General features: G+C 62.4%; 25 protein-coding genes. 17 read left to right on the top strand and 8 right to left on the bottom strand.

The window, feature by feature from the left end; genetic code table 11:
- Positions 1–4: 4 nt before the first annotated feature.
- Entirely contained in the window at positions 5–1,441 is a 1,437-nt protein-coding gene (locus NLY37_RS09380; protein ID WP_502882104.1) for a DEAD/DEAH box helicase, read from the top strand.
- 94 nt (positions 1,442–1,535) lie between these two features.
- On the opposite strand, the gene NLY37_RS09375 is transcribed toward NLY37_RS09380, so the two are convergent.
- Positions 1,536–2,516: an alpha/beta hydrolase gene (locus tag NLY37_RS09375; protein WP_023743036.1), complete on the bottom strand. Its 981-nt coding sequence runs from the start codon at positions 2,514–2,516 to the stop codon at positions 1,536–1,538.
- Between the two features lie 69 nt (positions 2,517–2,585).
- Positions 2,586–3,407, bottom strand: a complete 822-nt coding sequence (locus tag NLY37_RS09370) for an SDR family oxidoreductase (RefSeq protein WP_023743035.1) — start codon at positions 3,405–3,407, stop codon at positions 2,586–2,588.
- 214 nt (positions 3,408–3,621) lie between these two features.
- Between NLY37_RS09370 and NLY37_RS09365 the strand changes: the two genes are divergently transcribed.
- The 5 genes from NLY37_RS09365 (at position 3,622) to NLY37_RS09340 (ending at position 7,641) form a co-directional block, all read left to right on the top strand.
- Positions 3,622–4,656, top strand: a complete 1,035-nt coding sequence (locus NLY37_RS09365; protein WP_023672785.1) for a cysteine synthase A — start codon at positions 3,622–3,624, stop codon at positions 4,654–4,656.
- Positions 4,656–5,399: an alanyl-tRNA editing protein gene (locus tag NLY37_RS09360; RefSeq protein ID WP_023743034.1), complete on the top strand. Its 744-nt coding sequence runs from the start codon at positions 4,656–4,658 to the stop codon at positions 5,397–5,399. Before NLY37_RS09365 ends, NLY37_RS09360 begins: the two co-directional genes overlap by 1 nt.
- 95 nt (positions 5,400–5,494) lie before the next feature.
- Positions 5,495–6,346 (top strand): 3-mercaptopyruvate sulfurtransferase, encoded by an 852-nt coding sequence (gene sseA / locus NLY37_RS09355; protein ID WP_023691267.1) that lies wholly within the window; start codon positions 5,495–5,497, stop codon positions 6,344–6,346.
- A gap of 5 nt (positions 6,347–6,351) precedes the next feature.
- Complete coding sequence (locus tag NLY37_RS09350; RefSeq protein ID WP_023682574.1) at positions 6,352–6,915, top strand: GNAT family N-acetyltransferase; 564 nt, start codon at positions 6,352–6,354, stop codon at positions 6,913–6,915.
- A 258-nt stretch (positions 6,916–7,173) separates the two neighbouring features.
- Entirely contained in the window at positions 7,174–7,641 is a 468-nt protein-coding gene (locus tag NLY37_RS09340) for a DUF1203 domain-containing protein (protein ID WP_023743033.1), read from the top strand.
- A gap of 388 nt (positions 7,642–8,029) precedes the next feature.
- On the opposite strand, the gene NLY37_RS09335 is transcribed toward NLY37_RS09340, so the two are convergent.
- A complete protein-coding gene (locus NLY37_RS09335; RefSeq protein WP_286442187.1) occupies positions 8,030–9,265 on the bottom strand; it encodes an outer membrane protein in 1,236 nt (411 codons plus the stop codon).
- Between the two features lie 274 nt (positions 9,266–9,539).
- On the bottom strand, positions 9,540–10,655 hold the full coding sequence (ald, locus tag NLY37_RS09330) for an alanine dehydrogenase (protein ID WP_023688436.1): 1,116 nt from the start codon (positions 10,653–10,655) through the stop codon (positions 9,540–9,542).
- Between the two features lie 155 nt (positions 10,656–10,810).
- Here ald and NLY37_RS09325 point away from each other — a divergent pair, with 155 nt between their 5' ends.
- Positions 10,811–11,284, top strand: a complete 474-nt coding sequence (locus NLY37_RS09325; protein WP_023668897.1) for an Lrp/AsnC family transcriptional regulator — start codon at positions 10,811–10,813, stop codon at positions 11,282–11,284.
- On the opposite strand, the gene NLY37_RS09320 is transcribed toward NLY37_RS09325, so the two are convergent.
- On the bottom strand, positions 11,281–11,946 hold the full coding sequence (locus NLY37_RS09320; protein WP_023743031.1) for a 5-formyltetrahydrofolate cyclo-ligase: 666 nt from the start codon (positions 11,944–11,946) through the stop codon (positions 11,281–11,283). The genes NLY37_RS09325 and NLY37_RS09320 overlap by 4 nt on opposite strands.
- A 181-nt stretch (positions 11,947–12,127) precedes the next feature.
- Between NLY37_RS09320 and NLY37_RS09315 the strand changes: the two genes are divergently transcribed.
- Entirely contained in the window at positions 12,128–13,393 is a 1,266-nt protein-coding gene (locus tag NLY37_RS09315) for an NAD(P)/FAD-dependent oxidoreductase (protein WP_023743030.1), read from the top strand.
- Between the two features lie 141 nt (positions 13,394–13,534).
- The gene (locus NLY37_RS09310; RefSeq protein ID WP_023743029.1) at positions 13,535–15,514 is read left to right on the top strand and encodes a bifunctional 2',3'-cyclic-nucleotide 2'-phosphodiesterase/3'-nucleotidase; all 1,980 of its coding nucleotides are present in this window, start codon (positions 13,535–13,537) and stop codon (positions 15,512–15,514) included.
- 60 nt (positions 15,515–15,574) lie between these two features.
- Here NLY37_RS09310 and NLY37_RS09305 read toward each other — a convergent pair whose 3' ends face one another.
- A complete protein-coding gene (locus NLY37_RS09305) occupies positions 15,575–16,825 on the bottom strand; it encodes an SAM-dependent methyltransferase (protein WP_023743028.1) in 1,251 nt (416 codons plus the stop codon).
- Between the two features lie 259 nt (positions 16,826–17,084).
- On the opposite strand from NLY37_RS09305, the gene NLY37_RS09300 reads away from it, so the two are divergent.
- The 7 genes from NLY37_RS09300 (at position 17,085) to NLY37_RS09270 (ending at position 21,623) form a co-directional block, all read left to right on the top strand.
- Entirely contained in the window at positions 17,085–17,219 is a 135-nt protein-coding gene (locus NLY37_RS09300) for a hypothetical protein (RefSeq protein WP_023688440.1), read from the top strand.
- Between the two features lie 114 nt (positions 17,220–17,333).
- Positions 17,334–17,624 carry a Dabb family protein gene (locus NLY37_RS09295; RefSeq protein WP_023696086.1) on the top strand — a complete coding sequence of 97 codons (291 nt, stop codon included), beginning with the start codon at positions 17,334–17,336 and terminating at the stop codon, positions 17,622–17,624.
- 55 nt (positions 17,625–17,679) lie between these two features.
- Positions 17,680–18,552 (top strand): VOC family protein, encoded by an 873-nt coding sequence (locus tag NLY37_RS09290; protein ID WP_023743027.1) that lies wholly within the window; start codon positions 17,680–17,682, stop codon positions 18,550–18,552.
- Positions 18,549–19,427 carry a 3-deoxy-8-phosphooctulonate synthase gene (gene kdsA, locus NLY37_RS09285; RefSeq protein ID WP_023706540.1) on the top strand — a complete coding sequence of 293 codons (879 nt, stop codon included), beginning with the start codon at positions 18,549–18,551 and terminating at the stop codon, positions 19,425–19,427. The genes NLY37_RS09290 and kdsA overlap by 4 nt, the downstream gene beginning before the upstream one ends.
- 97 nt (positions 19,428–19,524) lie before the next feature.
- A complete protein-coding gene (locus NLY37_RS09280; RefSeq protein ID WP_023668908.1) occupies positions 19,525–19,728 on the top strand; it encodes a dodecin family protein in 204 nt (67 codons plus the stop codon).
- Positions 19,729–19,812: 84 nt separating this feature from the next.
- Entirely contained in the window at positions 19,813–20,178 is a 366-nt protein-coding gene (locus tag NLY37_RS09275) for a PRC-barrel domain-containing protein (RefSeq protein ID WP_023668909.1), read from the top strand.
- Positions 20,179–20,268: 90 nt separating this feature from the next.
- A protein-coding gene (locus NLY37_RS09270) for an IS3 family transposase (protein WP_502882082.1) occupies positions 20,269–21,623 on the top strand; the annotation gives its coding sequence in 2 pieces (ribosomal slippage) (positions 20,269–20,745 and positions 20,748–21,623; 1,353 coding nt in all).
- 66 nt (positions 21,624–21,689) lie between these two features.
- Here NLY37_RS09270 and NLY37_RS09265 read toward each other — a convergent pair.
- Positions 21,690–21,812, bottom strand: coding sequence for a hypothetical protein (locus NLY37_RS09265; RefSeq protein ID WP_023668910.1), 123 nt, complete (start codon positions 21,810–21,812; stop codon positions 21,690–21,692).
- Between the two features lie 109 nt (positions 21,813–21,921).
- A complete protein-coding gene (locus NLY37_RS09260) occupies positions 21,922–23,289 on the bottom strand; it encodes a glycoside hydrolase family 19 protein (RefSeq protein WP_198020369.1) in 1,368 nt (455 codons plus the stop codon).
- 309 nt (positions 23,290–23,598) lie between these two features.
- Between NLY37_RS09260 and eno the strand changes: the two genes are divergently transcribed.
- Positions 23,599–24,873, top strand: a complete 1,275-nt coding sequence (eno, locus tag NLY37_RS09255) for a phosphopyruvate hydratase (protein WP_023706542.1) — start codon at positions 23,599–23,601, stop codon at positions 24,871–24,873.
- Positions 24,874–24,996: the final 123 nt, after the last annotated feature.

Raw genomic sequence — 24,996 nt, 5'->3', positions numbered from 1 at the left:
TATTTTGACCAACGAAAACACCTCAGCCGGTAACGCTATCTCGACCGGCAACACTGCGGAGCTCACCGGTTTCGCAGCCCTTGGAATTACGGGCGCGCTGCTCAAGGCGACGCATGGCGCCGGCTTCACCCAGCCGAAGCCGATCCAGACGCAGGCGATCCCGCCGCAGATGGAAGGCCGTGATATCTTCGGCATCGCCCAGACCGGCTCGGGCAAGACCGCTGCCTTCGCGCTGCCGATCCTGTCGAAGATCATCGCGCTCGGCACCAAGCGCCGAGCCAAGACCACCCGTGCGCTGATCCTGGCGCCGACGCGCGAACTCGCCGTCCAGATCGAGGACACCATCAAGATCCTCGCCAAGGGCGCGCATGTCTCGACCGCTCTCGTGCTTGGCGGCGTCTCGCGCTTCAGCCAGGTGAAGAAGGTTGCGCCCGGCGTCGACATCCTGATCGCCACGCCCGGCCGCCTGACCGACCTGGTGCGCGAGGGCGACCTCATTCTCTCCGACACCAAATGGCTGGTGCTGGACGAGGGTGACCGCATGCTCGACATGGGCTTCATCAACGACGTCAAGCGGATCGCCAAGGCGACCGCGCCCGACCGTCAGACGGTGCTGTTCTCGGCCACCATGCCCAATGAAATCGCCGAACTGGCGAAGGGCCTGTTGAAGAACCCGATCCGCGTCGAAGTCGCGCCGCAGAGCACCGCTGCTGCCGAAATCGTACAGGGCGTTGTCTTTGCCCGCACCAAGCAGAAGCGCCAGGTGCTGTCGACGATGCTCGCCGACGAAGCGATGAAGTCCGTCATCATCTTTTCGCGCACCAAACATGGCGCCGACCGGGTGACCAAGGACCTCGAACGCGACGGCTTCAAGGCCGCCGTCATCCACGGCAACAAGTCGCAGAACGCCCGCCAGAAGGCGCTCAACGATTTCCGCGAGGGCTCGGTGCGCATTCTCGTGGCGACCGACATCGCGGCGCGCGGCATCGACGTTCCCGGCATCAGCCATGTGGTGAATTTCGACCTGCCGGATGAGGCCGAAAGCTATGTCCACCGCATCGGCCGTACCGGCCGTAACGGCATGGACGGCATCGCCATCACGCTTTGCGATCCTTCCGAAAACAGCAAGCTGCGTCAGGTCGAGCGCATCATCCGCAGCAAGCTGCCGATCGTTGCCGACCATCTCGGCAGCCCGGATCCGGTGCGCAATCCGGCCGAAAAGAACGAGCGCTTCGAGCCCGCCAATGATCGCAACGACCGCAATGGCCGTCGCGACGGCAGGCGGCCCGGTGGCCAGAACAACGGCTTCGCCAAGAAGCGTTTTGGTGACAAGCCGGCCTTTGCGGGTGCAAGCGAGCGCAAGCCGGAAGGCGCCAAGGCCTTCAAGGGCAACAACAAGCGCCGCTTCGGCGGCAAGCGGCCCGCGGCGCGGGCTGCCTGATCAGACGAACCGGTCAGGCTCGTCGAGCCTGGCTTGATTGCTGACGATTGAATATGAGGACGGCCGGGGCAATGCTTCGGCCGTCCTTTTTCGTTTAGGGCTGCCCGGTAATTGCCTGAACCCACACGACGATCCGCTGCGCCAGGAATGCCGTGGTCGAGGGCGACAGCGCGTCGCCGGCAATGACGTGGTCGTCGGGATCGCCATTGTCGTCGACGGGCACCAGTTCATGCGGTGCGCCCCAGCGGCCGGCGATTTGGCGGGTGCGATCCTGGCGCACCACCTTGTCGGAATCCGAGAAGATGAACAGCGCCGGTATGGTTGCCTTCTCCACAGGCGCTCCGTAGGCAAGGTTGGTCAGCGCCGCCATCGGCAGCACGGCCGCCATTGGATATATGTGCGTCCAGAGTTTCTCGTGCAGCGCGTTGCGGGTCGGAAAGCTGCGTTCCTTGCCGCCGACGAACTCGGCGATCTGCCTGCCCCAGGGCAGGGTCAGCAGCTCGGCGCCTGAAGCCCTGACGCCGAAATTCGGCGAGATGAATGCGATTGCAGCGACGCCGTCCGATGCACCCGGCTCAATCGCCGCCCATGCCGCCAGCGAGCCGCCGGTCGAGGTGCCGATGACGATCACCTTGTCGCCGATGGCCCGGCCGATGGCGAGCGCCTCCTCATAGTCGTTGATCCAGGCATTGACGCTGCCTTGCGCCATAGCGGCGCCGTCCTGCCCATGACCGGTGAGGCGGGTGTAGAAAAGGTTGGCGTCGAGTTGGTCGGCGACCTCGTCGGCCAGCGGGCGAACCTCGCCCTTCGATGCCGAAAAGCCATGGATATAGACGATCGCCAATGGCGTCCTGGCGTGAACCATCGGATCGGCCCAGATGATTTCTTTCTCGAGCCCGTCGCGGACGTTGGGCACGGCAGCCTCTTCGCGCGCAATATACGCTTGCGGATCGTCGCCGATCACCTTGGGGTCGAATCTGATGGTTGTGTCGACGGGAACGCGCGGACCAAGCAGGAAGGCCAGGACAAGGATGATGACGACGCCCAGCACCGCAAGCACGATCCGCCGCCCCATCTCAGACTCTACGACAATTCTAAAGCTATGGCGGCCGGTGCAGTCAGGCAACAGCCGGGCTGTGGACAGCTATTCGTTCGGCGGCTTGCGGTCGAAATTCAGCGGCCGCCCTGTCCAGCGGGTCGCCGTGCTGATGAACCACCGGCAGACTGGCCTTGGCAGCAGTGCCAGCAGCTTCAGCCCCCAGCTCAGCCGGTGAGGGAAGGTAACCTCGAAGCCGCCATGCTCGATGCCGCGCAGCAGGCGGCGCGAGGCGCGGTTGACCGGCATCAGCCCCGGCATCGGCAGCATGTTCTTTTCCGTCAGCGGGGTGTCGATGAAGCCCGGATTCATCACTTGGATCCGGACATTCATCTTGTCGAAATCGTATTTCAGCGACTCGGCCAAGATGTTGATCGCCGCCTTCGAGCCGCCATAGGCCGCCGTGGTCGGCCAGCCGAAATAGGCGGTAACCGATCCGACAAGCACGATATGGCCGCGCGCACGGATGCGCATGCGCTCCATGAGCGGGACGAGGCCATTGATGATACCGAAATAGTTGACCTCGAAGGTCTGGCGAAAGTCGCGGACCCTGAGGTCTTCGCCGGGCGTGGCGATGTAGTTGCCGGCGTTGAAGACGGCGAGCACGATCGGCCCGAGCTCCTTTTCAATCGCCGCCACCGTGCTTGCCATGCGCGGCTCATCGATGACGTCGCAAGGGTAGGCCACGACACGTCCCGGCATCTGCGCCGTCTCGACGATGAGCGCGTCGAGTGGGTCGCCGTCGAGTGCGGTGACCGCGACGACAAAGCCCTTTGCCGCGAGGTCCTTGGCCAGCGCACGGCCGATGCCGCTGCTGCCGCCGGTTATCCAGGCGACGCCGTGCTTCGGGTTGGCCCGGTAAAGTGTCATTCTGCGCCCTGCCGATCTGTCATTAGTGCTCTAGCGGTGAAAAAATCGAATGAAAAGAGCGCTTTTCCGTACTGGTTGAAATGATCGTCATCGCGCGTTGTCCGGCCGCGGGAGATTGCAGTGCCCGAAATGCGACTGGACCAGGCGAATTCTTGCCTTGAAACGCACGCTTCGGGTTTCTAGGGTCTCGCCGCAGCTACATAAGGAATCCCGGATGCCCCGTTCTGTGATCGAAGCGATCGGCAACACGCCCCTGATCCGCCTCAACAAGGCCTCGGAGCAGACCGGCTGCGAGATCCTGGGCAAGGCCGAGTTCATGAACCCCGGCCAGTCGGTCAAGGATCGCGCCGGCCTGTTCATAATCCGCGACGCCGAACAACGCGGGCTGTTGAAGCCGGGCGGCGTCATCGTCGAGGGCACGGCAGGCAATACCGGCATCGGCCTGACGCTGGTCGCCAAGGCGCTGGGCTATCGCACAGTGATCGTCATTCCCGACACCCAGAGCCAGGAAAAGAAGGACACGATCAAGCTGCTTGGCGCCGAGCTGATCGAAGTGCCGGCGGTGCCTTACAAGAACCCCAACAATTACGTGAAACTGTCGGGGCGGTTGGCCGAGCAGATGGCGAGGTCGGAGCCGAACGGCGCGATCTGGGCCAACCAGTTCGACAACGTTGCCAATCGCGACGGCCATATCCGCACCACGGCGGAAGAAATCTGGACGCAGACCGGCGGCAAGGTCGACGGTTTCGTCTCGGCGGTGGGTTCGGGCGGAACGCTGGCCGGCGTCGCCTTCGGGCTGAAGGCCAGGAGCAGCAACGTCAAGATCGCGCTCGCCGATCCGCTGGGTGCGGCGCTCTATTCCTTCTACACCAGTGGCGAATTGAAGTCCGACGGCAGCTCGATCACCGAAGGGATAGGGCAGGGGCGCATCACGGCAAATCTCGATGGGTTCACGCCGGACTTCTCGTTCCAGGTGCCGGACGAGGAAGCGCTGCCGATCGTCTTCGACCTGATCCAGGAAGAAGGCCTGTGCGTCGGCGGTTCGACCGGCATCAACATTGCCGGCGCGATACGGCTGGCGCGCGAGCTTGGCCCCGGCCACACCATCGTGACCATCCTTGCCGACTATGGCACGCGCTACCAGTCGAAGCTGTTCAACCCGGAATTCCTGCGCGAGAAGAACCTGCCGGTGCCGGGCTGGATGGATGAGCGCAGCACAATTCCGGTGCCGTATGAGAAGGTCGCCTGATGGCGCACAGAACAGAAGCGCTGTTTCGCGACGACGCCTATCTCAGAGCGGCTGACGCCACCGTTGTCGCCATCAACGAGCGCGGCGGCATCATTCTCGACCGGACCATCTTCTATGCCACATCGGGCGGCCAGCCTGGCGATACCGGCACATTAGAGCGCGCCGACGGCAGCCGCATCGCCATTGCCGCCACCATCACCGGCGAGACCAAGGACGAGATCATCCATGTGCCAGCGCCGGAGCAACCGGCACCCGAGGTCGGCGAGCAGGTGAAACTCGCCATCGGCTGGGAGCGGCGGCATCTCCTGATGCGCATGCACGCAGCTTGCCATTTGCTCACCGTAGTCTGTCCGTTTCCGATTACCGGTGCTGCGGTTTCCGAAGATGACAGCCGCGTCGACTTCGACGCTCCCGATGCCGGCTTCACCAGGGAAGACGTCACCGCCGGGCTGATGGAGCTGGTGCGAGCCGATCATCCGATCTTCGTCAGGCTGATCACCGACGAGGAACTGGCAGCCAATCCTGGCCTGGTGAAATCCAAGAATGTCCGGCCGCCCGCCGGCACCGGCAAGATCCGCCTGGTCTGCATCGGCGACAACGCTTCGATCGACAGCCAGCCCTGCGGCGGCACCCATGTCAAAAGCACCGGCGAAGTCGGTGAAATCCATATCGGCAAGATCGAGAAGAAGGGCCGCGAAAACCGGCGTTTTCGCATTCGCTTCGGACCAATGCCGGTAGCTTGAACGAACCATGATCCCGAAAAGTGGAAGCGGGTTTTCGGGGAAGATCATGGTCAACAGGAAGCAATGCTTCGCCAAGGCGGAGCAGGAGAAGAACAATGGCCGATGACAGCCCTTTCACCGTCGATGCGGACTGGTTGCAGAGCCGTCTTGGCGAGCCCGGCCTGACGATCGTCGATGCATCCTGGTATCTGCCGGCGCAGAAGCGCGATGCGCGCGCCGAGTATGAGGCTGCGCATATTCCGGGTGCGCGATTCTTCGATCATGATGCGGCCTCCGATCCTGATGCCAAGCTGCCGCACACGCTGCCCTCGCCACAGCATTTCGCGCAATATGTAGGCGCCATGGGAATTTCGGCCGACGACACCATTGTCGTCTATGACGGTCCGGGTTTCTTCTCGGCGCCGCGCGCCTGGTGGATGTTCCGCGTCATGGGCGTGTTCCAGGTCTATGTGCTCGACGGCGGCTTCGACCGCTGGAAGGCGGCGGGCCGGCCGGTGACGGCGGAGCCGACCAAGATCGCGCCGAATGTGTTTCATGCCGATTTCGATGCCGCTCGCGTCGCCAGCCTTGCCGACATGCGCCGCATCGTCGAGACTGGCGAGAGCCAGATTGCGGACGCCCGAGGCGCGGGCCGCTTCACCGGCGCCGAGCCAGAGCCCCGCGCGGGTGTTCGCTCCGGCCACATGCCCGGCGCGCACAATTTGCCTTATTCGGCGCTGTCACAGGATGGCGCGCTGTTGTCGAAGGACCAGTTGCGCAAGGCCGTTGAGGATGCCGGTATCGATCTGTCGAAACCGGTCGTCACCTCTTGCGGTTCCGGCATCACGGCGGCTGTCGTCACTCTGGCGCTGGAGACGCTCGGCCACACCGACAACCGGCTCTACGACGGCTCATGGACGGAATGGGGCGGGCTGGCAGACACGCCCGTGGTGACGGGCAAGGAATGATGGCGATGGAAAATGGCGCGCTGGACGACATCGAGGTCACGGTCACGTTTCTGGAAATGCATGTGCCGCCGGCCTATTCGCCGCCCTTGCCCTACAACAGGCAGATCGCGCTGCTCAGGACCAAGGACATTCCGCTGCATTTCTATCGCTATCTGATGGATCGGGTCGGGCGCAAATGGCATTGGGTCAATGTGCTGAGGCTGGACGATGACGAGCTTGCCGCCGGGATCCACCGCGAGGACCGCGACATCAGGGTGCTTTATCTCGACGGCGCGCCGGCCGGTTTCTTCGACCTCAAGCCGCATTTGCCAGAGGAAGTCGAGCTCGCCTATTTCGGCATGATGGAACATGCGACCGGGCAAGGCATCGGCCGTTGGTTCCTCGGTGCGGCGATTGCCGCAGCATGGTCGTATGGGCCGAAACGGGTAACGGTGCAGACCTGCACGCTCGACCATCCGGCTGCCTTGCCGCTCTACCAGAAGCTCGGTTTTGCGCCGGTGGCGCAAAAGAAGGAGACCGTGCATCCGCTGTCGTTCGCCGAGCGCTCGGCCAGCGTCATGCGGCCGTGACTTTCTCCGACTGAAGGCCGAACCGACCGTTCATGGCGAGGAATTCCTGCTCGTGCGGACCCAGGACGAGAACTGGCGCAGGCGCCGGGTGATGCTGCGCCGCTTCGACGATTTCATCCGCTGAGCCGGCGCGGGACCTGCCCAATGCCGAAGCAGTCCGGCCTGAGACTGGCCGGGCTGCTGACAGTTGACAGGAATCGGGTGGGAAGCACCTCGGCGGGGGCATAATTTCCGGTCAACCACACCGGAGATTTAGCCATGACCGTCCAGTTCAAAGCCTTGCCGACAGAAGATGTGAGAGCGCTGCAGCGCGGCGGGCCGGACGCCTACGGGCAAACGCCGGAGCGGAACGTTTCAGATGGCGACGGGGTGCCGTGCCGGCATTGCCTGAGAAACGTCGCCGAAGGCGATGGCTATCTGATCATGGCCTATCGGCCGTTTCCGGCGTTGCAGCCTTACGCCGAGACAGGACCGATCTTCCTGCATGCGCAGGAATGCGAACGCGCAGCCGAGACAGAAGCGCTTCCAGAGATGCTTGAGAGCAGCGACTATATCGTGCGCGGCTATGGTGCGGATGACCGCATCGTCTATGGCAGCGGCGGCGTCATTCCGACTGGCGGCATTGCGGCGCGGGCAGAGACGCTGTTTGAGCGCGCTGACATCGCCTATGTCCACGTCCGCTCGGCGCGCAACAATTGTTATCAGTGCCGCATCGAGCGTTTCTGACAAAAAGATGCCCGCCGGTGGTCTGGCGGGCAGTTGGGAACCGTGTGACGGCTCGATCCGTCAAGTTGGCATCCCTGTCTGCGCATGCTTTTCGAATTGCGGATGTGAAGCACTTCACACAGCATCGCGATCCTCGCCGGCATGGCGACGCACGCCGATGGCGGTTGGGACTTGTCGTACTCCCGTCGCATTCTCTCGGTAAAAGACCAGCGTCGATGGATTGCCGACCGCGGATGAACCGGCGGGGATCTCGATGACCGAGGAAGCGGGGCTTTGGCTCCGCTTTTTTGATGTCCGCCAGCCTGTTCAATTCCGGCGCCAGGAATTTTGCGCAAAGAAAAAGCCCGCCGGAATTGACCGACGGGCCTTCGCCGTGTGTGTGCGGCGTTTAGTTGAATTTATACTTCGCGCCGACGCGAACGGTCTGGAAGGAAGGCTCGTCGGTGAGGAAGCCGCCCGAGCCGAAATCTTCTTTCTCATACTGCGAATAGCGGTATTCGAGACCAAGCGTCATGTTGCTGGAAACGGCCGTTTCCAGGCCGCCACCGACCGAGAAGCCGCTCGATCCCCAGTCGACGATGTCGCCAACGGGCGAGGAGGCATGCAGGTCGAAATGCTGCCAGCTGTAACCGCCGAGGACATAGGCCAGCGTCGATTCGTTGACCTTGGCGCCGATGCGGGCCAGGGCATCGAAGCCATAGTCGGCATCGCCCTTGATCGACCCACCCGGAATGTCCAGCTTCGAGCGTATGCCGGAATAGCGGGCGTCGACCAGAACGCCGGCGACCCAGCCGCCGAAATCATGGTCGTAACCGATGCTCGCCTCGCCGAACACGCCTTCGCCGCCGATGCCATCCAATTCGAGGGCGCTGGCGAGCGTCAGGTCATGCACCACGGTGCCGGCACCAAGCGCGCCGCCGACATAGAAGCCGGTCCAGTTGTAGGTCGGAGCAGCAAACGAGGCCCCGCCGCCATTCTGGGCGCCGAAGCGGTAGTTGGCCGCGATGTGGAAGGTGTGGCTGGATGGCTCGACATCCAGAGAGGTTCCCGGGCCGCCAATAATGCCGAGGTCAGCCACCGAGTCGTCGCCATAGTTGGCGTAGCGGTACTCGGTCTTAATCGTCCAGTTGCCGCGCAGCACGGTTTCCATGCCAACGCCGACGACATAGCCGCCACGGTTCTCCGTGAAATCGAGACCGTCGGCAAAGCCCGAACCCTCGAGCTTGAAATGGTTCCAGGTGTAGCCGCCGAGCACATAGCCGAGCGTATCGGGGTTCAAGAGATAGCCGGCGCGCAAGCCGACGTCGAAGCCATAAGCGTTCGTCAGGTCGATATCAGCGCCCGGAAGGCTGATCGACGGACCGATATTCCCGATGTTGGCGTCGATGAAGCCACCGAGCAGGAAGCGCTCGGAGACCATATAGTCGTAGCCGGCGGTGATTTCGCCAAACACGCCGTTGCCGCCGATCCCGTTGAAGTCGATCACCGGGTCGACGCTGATGCGATGCACGGTGGCGCCGAAGCCGCCGCCGATGCCGACATAGGCGCCGCTCCAGTTGAAACCGGCAGGTTCTTCCACCGGCTGCACAACATCGGCGGCATGCGCTACCGATATCAAAGCCATTGCCGAAACGGCCCCGAGAAGAACGGATTTAGCAGAGATGAACATTTTAGCCCCTTAGCATAAGAACAAACCCGTCCGTGTTCTAACAGGACGCTCGCCAATATTGGAATGACAAAAATGCCACATCGGCAGGCAAAAGCACCGCCAAGCCGGGCCGTTTCGCCGTGATGTTGCCTTAGAGCCCGCAATTTGTGAGCACGCGGCCAATAAAAAACCCGCCGGCGCAACCGGCGGGTGAGGGAGGCAGAACTGCTTGAGTCGATTAAGGCGTCTGTCAGGCAGCCAGAACCACTTTCGGTTCGACCAGCTCATAGCCGAGTGCTTCGGCGACGGCGCGATTGGTGATCTTGCCCCTGTGGACATTGAGGCCGTTGCGCAAATGGTGGTCGTCGACCAGCGCTTTCAGGCCCTTGTCGGCCAGCTGCAGGCCATAATGCAGCGTCGCGTTGTTGAGCGCGTGCGCCGAGGTCACCGGCACGGCGCCCGGCATGTTGGCGACGCAGTAATGGATCACGCCGTCGACCTCATAGGTCGGCTCGGCATGGGTGGTGGCGTGCGAAGTCTCGAAGCAGCCGCCCTGGTCGATAGCGACGTCGACCAGCACCGAGCCCTTCTTCATGCCCGACAGCATTTCGCGAGTGACCAGCTTGGGTGCAGCAGCACCCGGGATGAGCACGGCGCCGACGACGATGTCGGCCGAGAAGCATTCTTCCTCAAGCGCCTCGACTGTGGAGTAGCGGGTGTGGACGCGGCCGGTAAAGAGGTCGTCCAGCTGGCGCAGGCGCGGGATCGAGCGGTCGATGATGGTGACGTCGGCGCCGAGGCCGACCGCCATGCGGGCGGCATGCAGGCCGACGACGCCGCCGCCGAGCACCGTGACCTTGCCGGGCAGTACGCCGGGCACGCCGCCGAGCAGCACGCCGCGGCCACCATTGGCCTTCTGCAGCGCGGTCGCGCCGGCCTGGATCGACAGGCGGCCGGCAACTTCCGACATCGGCGCCAAGAGCGGCAGGCCGCCGCGGTCGTCGGTTACGGTCTCATAGGCGATTGCGGTGACGCCGGACGCGAGCAGGCCCTTGGTCTGCTCCGGATCGGGGGCCAGGTGCAGATAGGTGTAGAGGATCTGACCGTCGCGCAGCTGCGCCCATTCGTTGGGCTGCGGCTCCTTGACCTTGACGATCATGTCCGACTTGGCGAACACGTCGGCGGCGGTCCTGGCGATGGTGGCGCCGGCGGCGCGGTAGGCATTGTCATCGGCGCCGATGCCGGCGCCGGCGCCGCTTTCGACCAGCACTTCATGGCCATGCGCGACATATTCGCGGACGGAGCCCGGCGTCAGGCCGACTCGGTATTCGTGGTTCTTGATTTCCTTGGGGCAGCCGACGCGCATAGTCTTCTCCTGATCCGGCCCTTCGGGCTCGTTCCCTGTATCAAGCGAGTGAACCACGAATCGTTGCGCAGGTGTTTGCGAATGCGCTTGCGCGGGGTCACGCGTTTCGATAATCGTTGCGCGAAATCAAGGAAGTTTCGCAGGAATCACGAGCAATGCCGCTCGACAGGATCGATATCGCCATTCTCGAGGCACTGCAGAAGGATGGCCGCATACCCAATGCGGCGCTCGCCGAAAGGGTCGGCCTGTCGCAGTCGGCCTGTTCGCGCCGGCTCGACAATCTGGAGAAATCCGGCACCATCCGCGGCTATCACGCCCGGCTTTCGAATGCAGCGCTCGGCCACCAGATGACGGCGATCGTGCACATATCGCTGTCGGGACAATTCGAAAAGACGCTGTCGGATTTCGAGGCGGCGATCAAGCGCTGCCCCAATGTGCTGTCCTGCCACCTGATGTCGGGCGAATACGACTATATCCTGCGCATCGCCGCCAAGGATCTGGTCGACTATGAGCGCATCCACAAGGAGTGGCTGTCGGCGATGCCGCACGTGACCAAGATCAATTCGTCGTTTGCCCTGCGCGAGATCGTCGATCGCACGGCGATGGGCATGAAGCCGGAACTGGCCTAGCCCTGAGCAGCCTCGGTCACCAGCCTATCCATCGGAATATCGTGCGGCTGCGGGTAGATGGTGGCTATGCGCTGCAGTTCGTAGCCGACGCCGATGACCAATGGCTTGAACGGCATGGCAGCCAGCGTGCGGTCGAAGAAGCCGCCGCCATAGCCCAGGCGGTAGTTTCGCGGGTCGATGCCGACGATCGGCGAGATGACGATGTCGGGCAGCACCGGGTCGCCTTCGGCGGGGATAGGGATGTTCCAGACGCCTTTTTCCAGCCGGTCGCCAGGCACATAAGCGCGGAAGATCAGCGGCTGGCCTTTCTCGATCACGATGGGCAGTGCCGTGCGGCCGCCGCGCTGGTTGATCGACGCCATCCACGACCGCAGGTCCGGCTCGCCGCGAAACGGCCAGTAGAGGCTGACCATGCGGCCGGCAATGTCGCCGATTGCCGCGTCGAGGCCTTCGGTGATAGCCCGCGACATCGCCACCCGCGCATCGGCCGAAACCGCCAACCGTGCCGCGATCAGACGCTCGCGCTCGGCCTTGCGCCAACGGCGCACATCGGTCCAGTCGGTCAATGGCGCGCGAAATTCCGGATCGAGTTCGTGCATGAAGCAAGGCGGCGAAGAATATTGCGCCCGCCCTTTGCCATCTTTGTCATCGTCGTTGGCCATGCTTCACTCCCGTGGTTCCAGCCCCTGCAAGGCTATACCCGTCCAGGCTTGCCGACATAGGCATTCGCGACATCCGGCGACGAGTCCTGGGCAGCCTTACGCGCGGCAGTCTAGCGCGCCGCGACATTGTTGCGGTGCACAAAAATCACTAGATAAAGGGAGACAAACAGGGGTGAATGCGATGAGTGAAACCAGCCATCATGTCGTTGTCGTCGGCGCAGGGTTCGGCGGTCTCGAACTCACCCGGGCGCTGGCCGGCGCACCCGTGCGCATCACCATGATCGACCAGCGCAACCATCACCTTTTCCAGCCGCTGCTCTACCAGGTGGCGACCACCTCGCTGGCGACCTCGGAAGTTGCCTGGCCGATCCGTCATCTGCTGCGCAAGCGCAAGGACGTGACGACCCTGCTCGGCAACGTCACCGGCGTCGACCGTCCAGGCAAATGCGTGCTGCTTGAGGACGGCAGTTCTGTTCCCTACGACACGCTGGTGCTCGCCACCGGCGCGCGTCATGCTTATTTCGGCCACGACGAATGGGAGCCTTTCGCGCCCGGGCTGAAGACGCTTGAAGATGCAACCACCATTCGCCGGCGCATCCTGCTCGCCTTCGAGCAGGCCGAGCGCGAGACCGATCCGGCCAAGCGCCAGGCACTGCTGACACTGGTCATCGTCGGCGGCGGCCCGACCGGCGTGGAGCTTGCCGGCACCATTGTCGAACTCGCGCATGAAACGCTGCGCGGCGAATTCCGCAACATCGACACGCGTGAGGCGCGTGTGGTGCTGGTCGAGGCCGGAGACAGGATCCTAGCCAATTTCGCGCCAAAGCTGTCCGACTATGCGCGCAAGGCGCTGGAGCGGCGGGGCGTCACGGTCGAGCTTGGCCGCGCCGTCACGCGCCTCGATGCCGAAGGCGTCGTCTTTGGCGATACGCATCTGCCGGCGCGAACCATCCTGTGGGCCGCCGGCGTGGCGGCTTCACCCGCGGGAGAGTGGCTGGGCGCGCCGGTGGACCGGGCGGGCAGGGCAATGGTCGAGCCCGATCTGACCGTGCCGAACAGTCCTGAAATCTTCGTCATCGGAGACACCGCGCATGTCTTGCGGCCGGACGGCAAACCGGTGCCCGGCGTGGCGCCCTCGGCCAAGCAGGAGGGCAAGCATGTTGCCGCGACGATCAGGGCGCGGCTGGCCGGCGATAGCGCGCCGCGCCCTTTCCGCTACAAACATGCCGGCGACCTGGCGACGATCGGCAAGTGGGCAGCCGCGATCGATTTCGGCTCGATCAAGCTCACGGGATGGCTTGCCTGGTGGCTGTGGGGCGTGGCGCATATCTACTTCCTGATCGGTTTTCGCAACCGGCTCTCGGTGTCGCTTAGCTGGCTATGGATCTATTTCACCGGCCAGCGCAGCGCGCGGCTGATCACCCAGGGCGACGATGACAAGGGCTGAGGTTCTCAACCGCGGCCAAGGATATTCATCCAACCGTCACCTTTAGCTGATCGACTGACTTCCCGATGGACATGGCCGGTTTTCGGCGCGAAGCTTCCGCTCGGGGCTGGGATCTTGTCACGTCGCTGGGAAGGAAAACCAATGCCGCATCTCAATTACCCCGTCTCCCGCCGTAGTTTTCTTGCCGGTACGGCCGCCAGCGGGGCGCTGATCATGCTCCATCCGTTTTCCGCCCGCGCGCAGGCCAATCAGGCGCATCTGAGGATCATGGAGACCACCGACATCCATGTGAATGTGCTGCCTTACGACTACTACGCAGACAAAGCCAACGACACGATGGGCCTGTCGCGGACGGCCTCACTGATCGCGGCGGTGCGCAAGGAAGCCACCAATGCGATGCTGATCGACAATGGCGATCTTTTGCAGGGCAATCCGATGGGCGATTACATCGCCTATGAGAAGGGCCTCAAGGAAGGCGATCTGCATCCGATCATGAAGGGCATGAACCTGCTGGGCTATGAATGCTCGACGCTCGGCAATCACGAGTTCAATTACGGCCTGTCGTTCCTCGACAAGGTGCTGGGCGGAGCCAATTTCCCCTTCGTCTGCGCCAATCTGATCCGCGGCACCGAGCTTGCCGCCAACCCGCGCGACGACAAGCTCTACCTCAAGCCCTATGTCATCCTCGACAAGAAGATCAAGGACGGGTCGGGCGTCGAGCAGCCGATCAAGATCGGCATCATCGGCTTCGTGCCGCCGCAGATCATGGTCTGGGACCTGAAGAACCTGGAAGGCAATGTCAGGACGCGCGACATCGTCGAGGCGGCCAGGGCATGGGTGCCGCAGATCAAGGAGGAGGGCGCCGACATCGTCATCGCGCTCTCGCATTCCGGCATCGATATCAAGCAGGGCGACGGCATGGAGAACGCCTCCTTCTTCGTCGCCGGCGTCGAAGGCATCGATGCGGTGTTCACCGGCCATCAGCATTTGGTCTTCCCCGGCAAGAAGGATTTTCAGGCGCTCGAAGGCGTCGACACCGAGAAAGGCACGCTGCAGGGCAAGCCCGCCGTGATGGGCGGTTTCTGGGGCTCGCATATGGGACTGATCGATCTGCTTCTGGAACGGGACGGATCGAAATGGCGCGTAGCCTCGGCCACATCTGAGGCAAGGCCGATCTACGAGCGCGTCGACAAGGCAAACAAGCCGACGGTGGCGGACGACCAGCGCGTCGTCGATGCGCTCAAGGCGGACCATGAGGCGACACTTGCCTATGTCCGCCGACCGGTCGGCAAGACCTCGGCGCCGCTCTATTCCTATTTCGCGCTGGTCGCCGACGATCCGTCGGTGCAGATCGTCAACCAGGCGCAGAGCTGGTACCTCAAGGACATATTAAAAAGCACGCAGTGGAAGGATGTGCCGCTGCTGTCGGCGGCAGCACCCTTCAAGGCCGGCGGGCGCAACGGCGCCGACTACTATACCGACGTGCCGGTGGGCGACATCGCCATCAAGAACGTCGCCGACCTCTATCTCTATCCGAACACGGTGCGCGCCGTCGAAATCACCGGCGCGCAAGTGAAGGAATGGCTGGAAATGTCGGCCGGCATTTTCAGGAAGATCGAGCCGGGCAAGGCCGACCAGGCGCTCATCGACACCGAATTCCCGTCCTACAATTTCGATGTGATCGATGGCGTCAGCTACGGAATAGACCTGTCGCAGCCGCCGAAATACGATGCCAAGGGTGGCGTCGCCAATGCCGGCTCGAACCGCATCGTCGGCCTCAGCTTCGACGGCAAGCCTATTGATCCGGCAGCGAAATTCGTCGTCGCCACCAACAATTACCGCGCCGGCGGTGGCGGCAATTTCCCCGACATCAATGCCTCGAAGATCATCTACGAGGCGCCGGACACCAACCGCGACGTGATCGTGCGCTACGTCGTCAGCGAAGGCACGATCAACCCCTCGGCCGACGACAATTGGTCGTTCACGCCGCTGCCCGGCACCAGCGTCGTGTTCGAGACCGGCCCCAAAGCGAAGGATTTCATATCTGGGGTGAAATCGCTCAAGATCGAGCCGGCCGGCGAGGGCGAATCCGGGTTTGCGAAGTATCGCATCCTGCTTTGAGGCAACGTGCAGCTAACAGGGAAAACGAGCGGGCATACGCCCGCTCAATCACGCTTCGGATCAGGCTTTGTAGACCACTTGGCGCACGTCGATGTAGCTGGCTCTAAAGCCGGCTTCGCAATAGTGGAGATAAAATTCCCAAAGCTTCTTGAAGCGGTCGTCGAAGCCGAGCGGGACGATCTTTTCCCACGACGCCCAGAAGCGGTTGCGCCATTCGGCAAGCGTGCGGGCATAGTCGTCCGGAAAGACGCGCTCGCGCAGATGGGCAAGGCCATGGTCGCTGCCCAGCGTCTTCAGGATCGACGGCGTCGGCAGCATGCCGCCTGGGAAGACATAGCGCTGGATGAAATCCGGCCGCGCCCGATAGGTGTCGTAGGCGGCCTCGTTGATGGTGATGATCTGCAGGCCGGCGGTGCCGCCGGGCCTCAGGCATGCCTTCATCTTGCCGAAAAATACCGGCCAATATTTTTCGCCGACCGCCTCGAACATCTCGATCGAGGCGATGCGGTCGTAAGTGCCCGTTTCGTCTCGGTAATCCTGCAGCTTGATGTCGACCTTGTCAGACAGTCCCGCCTTCTGGATGCGCGCCTTGGCGAAATCGTGCTGTTCGCGGCTGATGGTCAGGCCGGTGACGCGGCAGCCGATCTCGCGCGCGGCAAATTCGGCAAAACCGCCCCAGCCGCAGCCGATCTCGAGCACATGGTCCTTCTTGCCGATACCCGTATCCTTGGCCAGCGCGCGGTATTTGGCGGCCTGAGCGCTTTCCAGGTCGTTGGCGCCGGTCGCATAGAGCGCCGACGAATAGGTCATGCTGGGATCGAGCCATTGCTTGTAGAAGGCGTTGCCGAGATCGTAATGCGCCGAGATGTTGCGCTTCGAGCCTGTGCGGGTGTTTTCGTTGAACCAGTGGCGGATGCGCTGGACCGTGTTGATGAGCCAGCTGGCGCCGCCGGCAATGCGTTCGCCAACGGCCGAGTTGACGACGAACAATTCGAGGAAGCTGGTTACATCAGGGCTTTCCCAGTCGCCGTCCATGTAGGATTCGGCAACGCCGATGGTGCCGCCGGAAAAGGCACGGCCGGGCAGGCGCCAGTTCTTCAACACCAGTTCGGCATCCGGCCCGGGTCCATTGCCGCCGACAAGCACCGCCCGGCCATCCGGCATCCTCACCTTCAGCGAACCGCGCGGCAATTTCATCGCCGCCGACAGCACCATGCGCGCCTTGGCCGGCAGGCCCTTGACCATCTCGGCGAAATTGAGTTCGTCCAGCCTGATGGCGTCGCCGATGCCTTTGTATTCCCTGACAGCCATCTCACACCCCCCTGGACTTCCGCGGGGCGGCGCAAGATCTGCCGGCCCCCACATCCTCCACTTTTCATTCGCCAGGCGCGAATGCCGCTGCCCGCGTGAATTTTCGCCACAATCTTCCATGGCATTGGCCGAAACTTCAAGAGGCAAGCTTCGTGCGGCGCTGGCCCAGCTTGCCGGCCTGAGGCCAGAATCCGCGGGAGAGCGCGGCCCTCGGCGAAATCGCTATGGTTACGAACAGCCACATACGTTAGTTTCAGCCATGCGTTATGTCATCGTCATCGTCGCCATCGCCTTTTTCCTGATCTGGGACGGCCTCTACAATCAGGGCCGCTATCTCGACACGACGGTCAGGGAGATGTCGCGCGTCGTGCGCTACGTCACCGGCAAAGCCTAGCTTTTTGCGCCTCTGCAAAGTCGCCTGCCGGCATTGCCGGGCGCGACATCGTGGCGGTTGACGCGACGGTCCCGCTCACACAAAACATGCCGCAAATCGAACGTGGAGGCAGGCGTGATCCGGCATATCGTTTTCTTCAGCGCGCGGCGCAAGGACGATGTCGAGGCCGTGCGCACGGGCTTGCTCACACTGGGCAAGATCCCGCATTCAAGCCTCTTCGAGGTGACGCTCAACACCAAGGTCGATCCGCTGTCGGATGCGATCGACGTGGTCGTCTATGCCGAGTTCGAGGACGATGCCGCGCTTGCCGCATACAAGGCGCACCCGCTCTATGCCGAGACGACCAGCCGGGTCAAACCCTTGCGCGAATTGCGCTATTCGGCCGATATCGTGGCGACGGCCTGATCGGGCCGGCAAGAGGCCTTGAACCAATTTCGGGAATGATGCACACCGCGCCGGCATGACCAGCACGACCCATCCGCTTGACCATCTGGTGCTGCCGACGGCGAGCCTCGCCGTGGCGCGGGCGCGGCTGACATCGCTTGGCTTCATCGTCGCGCCAACCGGCATTCATCCCTTCGGCACCGAAAATTGCTGCGTCTTCCTTGCCGACGGCACCTATCTCGAACCGCTGGCGGTTGGGAACGAACAGCTGGCAGCGAGTGCGATCGCCGGCGGCAATGTCTTTGTCGCGCGCGACCGGCTCTATCGCGCCAGGCTGGGCGATGAGGGCTTTTCCGCCGTGGTGCTGGCCACCGACGATGCCGATGCGGACCATGCGCGCTTTATCAAAGCCGGCCTGTCGGCGGGAGACGTACTGAGCTTTTCCCGCGCCTTCACCGACACGGCCGGAAAGAGCGACATGGCCTCGTTCAAACTGGCTTTCGCCGCCGGCGCCGAGACGATGGACGCCTTTCTGTTCGCTTGCGAGCGGATCAACGCCCCTCAAATCGACCGTGCGGCGCTGCAGGCTCATGCCAATGGCGTGACCGGCATTGCCGAAATCGTTGCGGTCAGCGGCGTGCCATCCGAAAAGCGCCACCTGATCGAGACAGCGACGGGTTCGAGGCAGAGGAGCAGCACGGCGTTCGACCTGGCGAACGCGCGTTTGAGCGTTCTCAAGCCCGCGGCTTTCGCTGAGCGCTTCGGCATGTCGGCTGGCGCGCCGACGGACCTTCGCTTCGCCGCGATCGTCTTTTCGGCCCGCAGTGTCGGCGCTGTCGCGAGGCTGCTTGCAGACAACGCCGTCGGGCACGATATAGCGGGCAACGAAATCGTCGTGCAGCCGGCATCCGGACAGGGCGCGGCTTTCACCTTCCGGGAGACCCCATGAGCAAGCCGCAAGGGCCTAATTCGATGGCGCCGAATTCGTCGGTAACCGTCGGCAACGTCGTCTTCGACAACAGCGGGCCCTTGGCGTTGATCGCCGGCCCGTGCCAGTTCGAATCGCGCCAGCACGCTTTCGACATGGCCGGCGCGCTGAAGGAACTGACCGGCAAGCTCGGCATCGGCCTCGTCTACAAGACCAGCTACGACAAGGCCAACCGCACCTCGCTGTCGGCAACGCGCGGCGCCGGCATGGACGCGGCGCTTCCGGTGTTCGACGAGTTGCGCAAGGCGTTTTCGCTTCCCATTCTGACCGATGTCCACACCGAGGAGCAGTGCGCGATCGTAGCGCACCATGTCGATGTGCTGCAGATTCCGGCCTTCCTGTCGCGCCAGACCGACATGCTGGTCGCCGCGGCCAAGACCGGCAAGGTGATCAACGTCAAGAAGGGGCAGTTCCTGGCGCCCTGGGACATGAAGAACGTGGTGGCCAAGATCACCGGCTCCGGCAACCCCAATGTGCTGACCACCGAGCGCGGCGCTTCCTTCGGCTACAACACGCTGGTGTCGGACATGCGGGCTTTGCCCGTGATGGCCGAGATCGGCGCGCCGGTGATTTTCGACGCCACCCATTCGGTGCAGCAGCCGGGCGGGCAGGGCGGTTCCTCCGGTGGCGAGCGCCGCTTTGTCGAGACGCTGGCGCGGGCTGCCGTTGCCGTCGGCGTCGCCGGCGTGTTCATAGAGACCCACCAGGATCCCGACAATTCGACCTCCTCCGACGGGCCCAACATGCTGCCGCTGAAGGACATGCCGGCGCTGCTCGAAAGACTGATGGCATTCGACCGCATCGCCAAGAATGCTGCTGACCTGAACCGAGGCTGATGGATTCGGCGATGGCGCGCGCGCTGCCCTGCTTGTGGAAGGCATAAGCCGGCTGTAGGCTCGCTGCTGCAAATGAGCGTCTTGGCAGGAGGAAGCCATGTCCGTCGCCCGCGTCACCGAAATCACGTCGTCGTCGAAAAAGAGCTTTCAGGACGCCATCGAGAAGGGGATTGAGCGCGCCTCAAAGACCCTGAAGAACGTGGAAGGCGCCTGGATCCAGGACCAGAAGATCGTCGTCGAGGACGGCAGGATCGCGGCCTATCGCGTCAACATGAAGGTGACGTTCATCCTCGCGGAGTAACCGCCCGCCGCTCGAAAAAACGGGAACTTTCGCCCGCGCCCCTCATTGTCAAAGTATCGATCAACGACATGAGGAGCAGCAGCCATGACCACCCAGACAGGCCACACCGAAGCCATCGCCGCTTCGCGCGTCATCGGCACGTCGGTCTACAACACCGAAGGCACGAGCATCGGCAGCATCGAGGACATCATGCTCGACAAGACGTCGAACGGCATCATGTTCGCGGTTATCGGGTTCGGTGGATTTCTCGGCATTGGCGAGAAGTATCACGCCATTCCGTGGGCGAGCCTCGACTATGACGAGGACAAGGGCGGCTATGTCGTGCCGTTCTCGAAGGAGCAGCTGAAGGCAGCACCCGCCTATTCGATCAATGAACTGGCCGGCGCCGATGGCGAGGCCGCGCGTGATGCTTCCTATGATTACTACAAGGTCACGCCGTATTGGCATTGATCAGCTGCGCTGACGCCTGACGTGAAAAGGCCCCCGAATTCCGAAATGAACTGACCCCCGAAAGTTGGACACAACCTTCGGGGGTTTTGCATGTCCAAATACAGCGAGAGTTTCAAGCGCTCGGTTGTCGACATCTATTTAGGCGAGGATGAGGGCTACGCGAGCGCGGCGTCAATGCATGGCGTTGATGCGGCCACTGTTCGCAAGTGGGTTGCGTTGTACCAGGCCCATGGAGATGCCGGGCTATCTGCCAAGTACGATCGTTATGACGCGGCGTTCAGGCTGTCGGTGCTTGAGCGGATGTGGGAGGAAGGTCTGTCGTATCGGCAGACGGCTGCATTGTTCAATATCCGCAATGCCAGTTGCCTGACGGGCTGGGAGAAGCGCTATCATGCGGGCGGGATAGAGGCGCTCGGCCCACGTCCCAGAGGACGACCCATGTCAAAGCCGCCGTCCCCCGCAGTGCCTGTTGCAGCCAGTGACGAGGCCAAAAGCCGCGAAGAACTGCTGGCTGAGCTGAAGCATCTGCGGATGGAGAACGACTACCTAAAAAAACTGGAGGCCTTAACGCAGGGACATGCGCCCAAAAAGCGCAAGCCGTCCAGGCGTTAAGGCCGTTGCATTCGCTTGAGGGGCTGCTCGAGCTGGCGAAGCTTGCGCGCAGCACGTTCTATTACAGACAGAAAGCAGCGAAGCGCTCGGACCGCCATGCGGCGCTGAAGGCGGCGATCAAGGCCATCTTCGACAGCCACAAGGGTCGCTACGGCTATCGCCGGGTGACTGCGCAACTGCACCGGTTGGGCCGGCGCGTCAACCACAAGACCGTCCAGAGCCTGATGGCCGGGATGGGATTGAAGTCGCTGGTCAGGCCGAAGAAGTATCGCTCCTACAGGGGCGAGGCTGGGCGGACCGCTCCCGATCTGTTGCAGCGCAAGTTCGGCGCCGACCGGGCTAACCGCAAATGGGTGACCGACGTGACGGAGTTCAGCCTGGCCGGCGACAAGCTCTACCTGTCCCCGGTCATGGACCTCTACAATGGCGAGATCGTCGCGTTCGAGACGGCGCGGCGGCCACGCTTCAAACTGGTGGACAATATGCTGACCAAAGCCCTCGCCCGGCTTGGTGAGGACGAACGGCCGATCCTGCATTCCGATCAGGGATGGCAGTATCAAATGTCGGCATTCCAACGCAGGCTGGAAGCCAGAGGCCTTCAACAGAGCATGTCACGCAAAGGCAATTGCCTCGACAACGCCCCAATGGAGAGCTTCTTTGCCATCCTCAAATCCGAGCTCTTCCATCCCGGAACCTTCGACACCGTTCAAAGCCTGGACGACGCCATCACGGACTACATCGACTACTACAACCACCGCCGCATCAAACTGAAACTGAAAGGGCTGGCCCCTGTGCAATACAGGAACCAGCCCTTAAACCTACCAGCTCAATGAACCGTCCAACTTTATGGGGTCAGTTCAAAACGGGGGCCTTTTCAGTGCAACCCGACAGTTTCTAAATTATTCTGCCGCATGAAACGTGGACAGCTGCGTCGCCGCCCTTGGCGGCTGCTGCGTATCGCAGGACGTCAGGAACGCCGCCGCGATCAGGAACAAACTCACGATACCGCTCAACTCGGACATGGCGAAACTCCTCCTGTTTCGCCCCGCGCATCACCATCCTAGTCGACACAGAGATTGTTATCTCTGAATTATGATGACGTGGTGTTGTCGAACGTGATCCGAGGCATGCTCAGCCGAGGAGTCCGGCATTCTTCACCGCCTTGAAAACCTTTTCGTGCCAGGCGATCCGATCCGCTTCGCCATTGGCCTGCGTGGCGGAATTGGCGTTGCCGACGTTGATCGCGCGCGAGATCTTTTTGATCAGGCCGGCATCGGCAAAGGCATTGCAGCCTGACCCTTTCCATTCGGCGCAAGCTGCGAGCAGCGAAGTCTGCGGATCCTCGATCAGTTCAGGATGATTGGCGAGGTCAACCTTGGCGAGCTTGCCCTTGGCCGTGTACGCGTCGCGCCCGGTGGTCTGGAACGTGCCGCCGCCGCGGAAATTGAAGCCGTCCAACGTTCCTTTCACATTGCCCATGCGGCCGCCATAGGCCCAGTCGCCCAGGGCTTGCGGCTTGCGCAGCAGGTTGTCCCCGATCCACTGATCGGTCTTGCCCGCGGCTCGCGACCTCCATGCGTTCCGGATTGCCGCCACGGTCGTGTAGGTCAGGGATTCGCGAATGAGGGTGAAGCCACCGGTTTCCATCGCCGCTTGAGCGAAGAAATGCATCAGCCGATCATAGTTGTTGCACACCCCATGATCGCCAAGTGTCTTGAGGCCTTTTTCGGAGGTAAAGGCGCCGATGTAACCGTCATAGATTGTTCGCTTGGAACCGCTTGCCGGTCTGGGCGAGAATTTCTGGAAGACCGCTGCTGGCAAACCCTTGCTCGGATCGCCCGCAACGGCTTCGAGCACGCTCTCGACACTCTCGGTCGACAGCACCGGTTCGCCTTCGACGACCACCGAAGCATTGGGAATTCGCTTGCCGTTGCTTTTCGGGAAGCCACCGCCGGCAAAGGTTTTCAGATCGTCGATGAGGGCGATTACGCGTGTCCGGCTCTCCGTGAAATCCATGTCGGAAAGAGGACCGCTCACCTTCTTCGTCGGGTTGATGCATCCGACGCTGGACAGGAAATTGACGCCCGGATGGATCAGGATTTCGGTGCGCTTGTTGGTCTTCAGCAGTTCGAGTCCAGGTTTGGGTGGCGTCTTGCCGCCAGTGTAGCCGATGGTCACATATTTGCCTCCGGCCTGCGTCGCCAGTGGATAGGTGCCGGGCTCGATGCGCCTGCCATTGTCTTCTTTGGAATTGTCGCCTGGGCCGCGAGATTCACACACGAACCCCGATAGACCCGTTACTGCCGTGCCGTTGTGAAAGACTTTATAGGTACCAACTGTCCTGCGTCTGGTGCCCCTCGTATGCTCGACTTGGCGACTAATAAGAAGTTCCCAGCCAGTACCTGAAATCGCTGCCATTGCCGCCTCCCCAAAGAGTTCAAGTTTGTTGATTTCACTGTGGTCGCCAAATAGTTCGCGTTGTAGATGTGACCCTAACATCTTCGAATTCTCTGCATTGTGAAGTTTGTCACGTTGGCGGTAGCCTCTTTTGAAGCATCGGGTGGAGTTTGTGTGCCGCCTGGTTTCGTGACAAAGGCATTGCCGCAGGGGCGGGGCACCCACCCCATGCCGCGCCAGACATATGACGTCTGGGCGGGCTGTTTGCGTTCAGATGGCGTCGCCCATGCCCCACGGCCTGAGCGCATGGGGCGATCGTCACTATTATTTCATGCCATTCCTGATTGCCTTTTGCGGCACTTTGGCTAAGAGGGGCGCGACGCTTTCAATCGATCAATCGGGGACATCGCAATGACCGCCATCATCGACATTGTCGGGCGTGAAATCCTGGACAGCCGTGGAAATCCGACCGTCGAGGTCGACGTCGTTCTCGAAGACGGCTCGATGGGCCGCGCCGCCGTGCCGTCGGGCGCGTCGACCGGCGCGCATGAGGCCGTCGAACTGCGCGACGGTGGCGCCCGCTATCTCGGCAAGGGCGTGCTCAAGGCGGTCGAGGCCGTCAATGGCGAGCTGTTCGAGGCGATCGGCGGCATGGAAGCCGAAAACCAGATCCACATCGACCAGACCATGATCGAGCTCGACGGCACGCCCAACAAGAGCCGGCTCGGAGCCAACGCCATTCTCGGCGTTTCGCTGGCGGTCGCCAAGGCAGCAGCGGAAGCCGCCGGCCTGCCACTCTACCGCTATGTCGGCGGCACCAAGGCGCATTTGCTGCCGGTGCCCATGATGAACATCATCAACGGCGGCGCGCATGCCGACAATCCGATCGATTTCCAGGAATTCATGATCCTGCCGGTCGGCGCGCCGACGCTGCGCGAAGGCGTGCGCTGGGGCTCCGAAATCTTCCACACGCTGCGCAAGAAGCTGAAGGATGCCGGCCACAACACCAATGTCGGCGACGAAGGCGGCTTCGCGCCCAATCTGAAGAGTGCGCCGGTGGCGCTCGATTTCATCATGGAATCGATCGAGAAGGCCGGCTTCAAGCCGGGCGAGGAGATCGCGCTTGGTCTCGACTGTGCGGCGACCGAATTCTTCAAGGACGGCAATTACGTCTATGAGGGCGAGAAGAGGACCCGCGATCCCAAGGCGCAGGCCAAGTACCTGGCCAAGCTTGCCGCCGACTATCCGATCATCTCGATCGAGGACGGCCTGGCCGAGGACGACTGGGAGGGCTGGAAGTACCTGACCGACCTGATCGGCAACAAGACGCAGCTGGTTGGCGACGACCTCTTCGTCACCAACACGGCGCGGCTGCGCGACGGCATCCGCATGGGTGTCGCCAATTCGATCCTGGTCAAGGTCAACCAGATCGGCTCGCTTACCGAAACGCTCGACGCTGTCGAGACCGCGCATAAGGCAGGCTACACCGCAGTCATGTCGCACCGTTCGGGCGAAACCGAGGATTCGACCATCGCCGACCTCGCCGTCGCCACCAATTGCGGGCAGATCAAGACCGGTTCGCTGTCGCGCTCGGATCGCATGGCCAAGTACAACCAGCTGATCCGCATCGAGGAAGAGCTCGGCAAGCAGGCGCGCTACGCTGGCAAGTCGGTGGTCAAAGCCTAAATTCTGCCGAACTGGCGAAAACGATGGAAGGGCGGGATTTTCCCGCCCTTTTTCGTTGCGGCCGCTGGCTAATGCACCTGTCCGTAACCGTCCATTAAGCACAATCGAGCGACAAATGGCGGT

The organism is Mesorhizobium sp. C395A (genome assembly GCF_030323205.1).
In the GTDB taxonomy this organism is placed as follows: Bacteria; Pseudomonadota; Alphaproteobacteria; order Rhizobiales; family Rhizobiaceae; genus Mesorhizobium.
Note: the sequence above shows the minus strand (reverse complement) of the source record. Positions and strands in the feature narration are given on the sequence as shown.

Excerpts from the sequence above, each read along its gene's own strand:
- NLY37_RS09315 (WP_023743030.1), top strand. The coding sequence starts at position 12,128 with ATGAGTGAAACCAGCCATCATGTCGTTGTCGTCGGCGCAGGGTTCGGC.
- kdsA (WP_023706540.1), top strand. The coding sequence starts at position 18,549 with ATGAGCAAGCCGCAAGGGCCTAATTCGATGGCGCCGAATTCGTCGGTA.
- NLY37_RS09275 (WP_023668909.1), top strand. The coding sequence starts at position 19,813 with ATGACCACCCAGACAGGCCACACCGAAGCCATCGCCGCTTCGCGCGTC.
- NLY37_RS09350 (WP_023682574.1), top strand. The coding sequence starts at position 6,352 with ATGGAAAATGGCGCGCTGGACGACATCGAGGTCACGGTCACGTTTCTG.
- NLY37_RS09365 (WP_023672785.1), top strand. The coding sequence starts at position 3,622 with ATGCCCCGTTCTGTGATCGAAGCGATCGGCAACACGCCCCTGATCCGC.
- NLY37_RS09325 (WP_023668897.1), top strand. The coding sequence starts at position 10,811 with ATGCCGCTCGACAGGATCGATATCGCCATTCTCGAGGCACTGCAGAAG.
- sseA (WP_023691267.1), top strand. The coding sequence starts at position 5,495 with ATGGCCGATGACAGCCCTTTCACCGTCGATGCGGACTGGTTGCAGAGC.
- NLY37_RS09310 (WP_023743029.1), top strand. The coding sequence starts at position 13,535 with ATGCCGCATCTCAATTACCCCGTCTCCCGCCGTAGTTTTCTTGCCGGT.
- NLY37_RS09375 (WP_023743036.1), bottom strand. The coding sequence starts at position 2,516 with ATGGGGCGGCGGATCGTGCTTGCGGTGCTGGGCGTCGTCATCATCCTT.
- NLY37_RS09290 (WP_023743027.1), top strand. The coding sequence starts at position 17,680 with ATGACCAGCACGACCCATCCGCTTGACCATCTGGTGCTGCCGACGGCG.
- NLY37_RS09335 (WP_286442187.1), bottom strand. The coding sequence starts at position 9,265 with ATGGCTTTGATATCGGTAGCGCATGCCGCCGATGTTGTGCAGCCGGTG.
- NLY37_RS09370 (WP_023743035.1), bottom strand. The coding sequence starts at position 3,407 with ATGACACTTTACCGGGCCAACCCGAAGCACGGCGTCGCCTGGATAACC.
- NLY37_RS09265 (WP_023668910.1), bottom strand. The coding sequence starts at position 21,812 with ATGTCCGAGTTGAGCGGTATCGTGAGTTTGTTCCTGATCGCGGCGGCG.
- NLY37_RS09280 (WP_023668908.1), top strand. The coding sequence starts at position 19,525 with ATGTCCGTCGCCCGCGTCACCGAAATCACGTCGTCGTCGAAAAAGAGC.
- NLY37_RS09360 (WP_023743034.1), top strand. The coding sequence starts at position 4,656 with ATGGCGCACAGAACAGAAGCGCTGTTTCGCGACGACGCCTATCTCAGA.
- ald (WP_023688436.1), bottom strand. The coding sequence starts at position 10,655 with ATGCGCGTCGGCTGCCCCAAGGAAATCAAGAACCACGAATACCGAGTC.
- NLY37_RS09260 (WP_198020369.1), bottom strand. The coding sequence starts at position 23,289 with ATGTTAGGGTCACATCTACAACGCGAACTATTTGGCGACCACAGTGAA.
- NLY37_RS09300 (WP_023688440.1), top strand. The coding sequence starts at position 17,085 with ATGCGTTATGTCATCGTCATCGTCGCCATCGCCTTTTTCCTGATCTGG.
- NLY37_RS09320 (WP_023743031.1), bottom strand. The coding sequence starts at position 11,946 with ATGGCCAACGACGATGACAAAGATGGCAAAGGGCGGGCGCAATATTCT.
- NLY37_RS09340 (WP_023743033.1), top strand. The coding sequence starts at position 7,174 with ATGACCGTCCAGTTCAAAGCCTTGCCGACAGAAGATGTGAGAGCGCTG.
- eno (WP_023706542.1), top strand. The coding sequence starts at position 23,599 with ATGACCGCCATCATCGACATTGTCGGGCGTGAAATCCTGGACAGCCGT.
- NLY37_RS09305 (WP_023743028.1), bottom strand. The coding sequence starts at position 16,825 with ATGGCTGTCAGGGAATACAAAGGCATCGGCGACGCCATCAGGCTGGAC.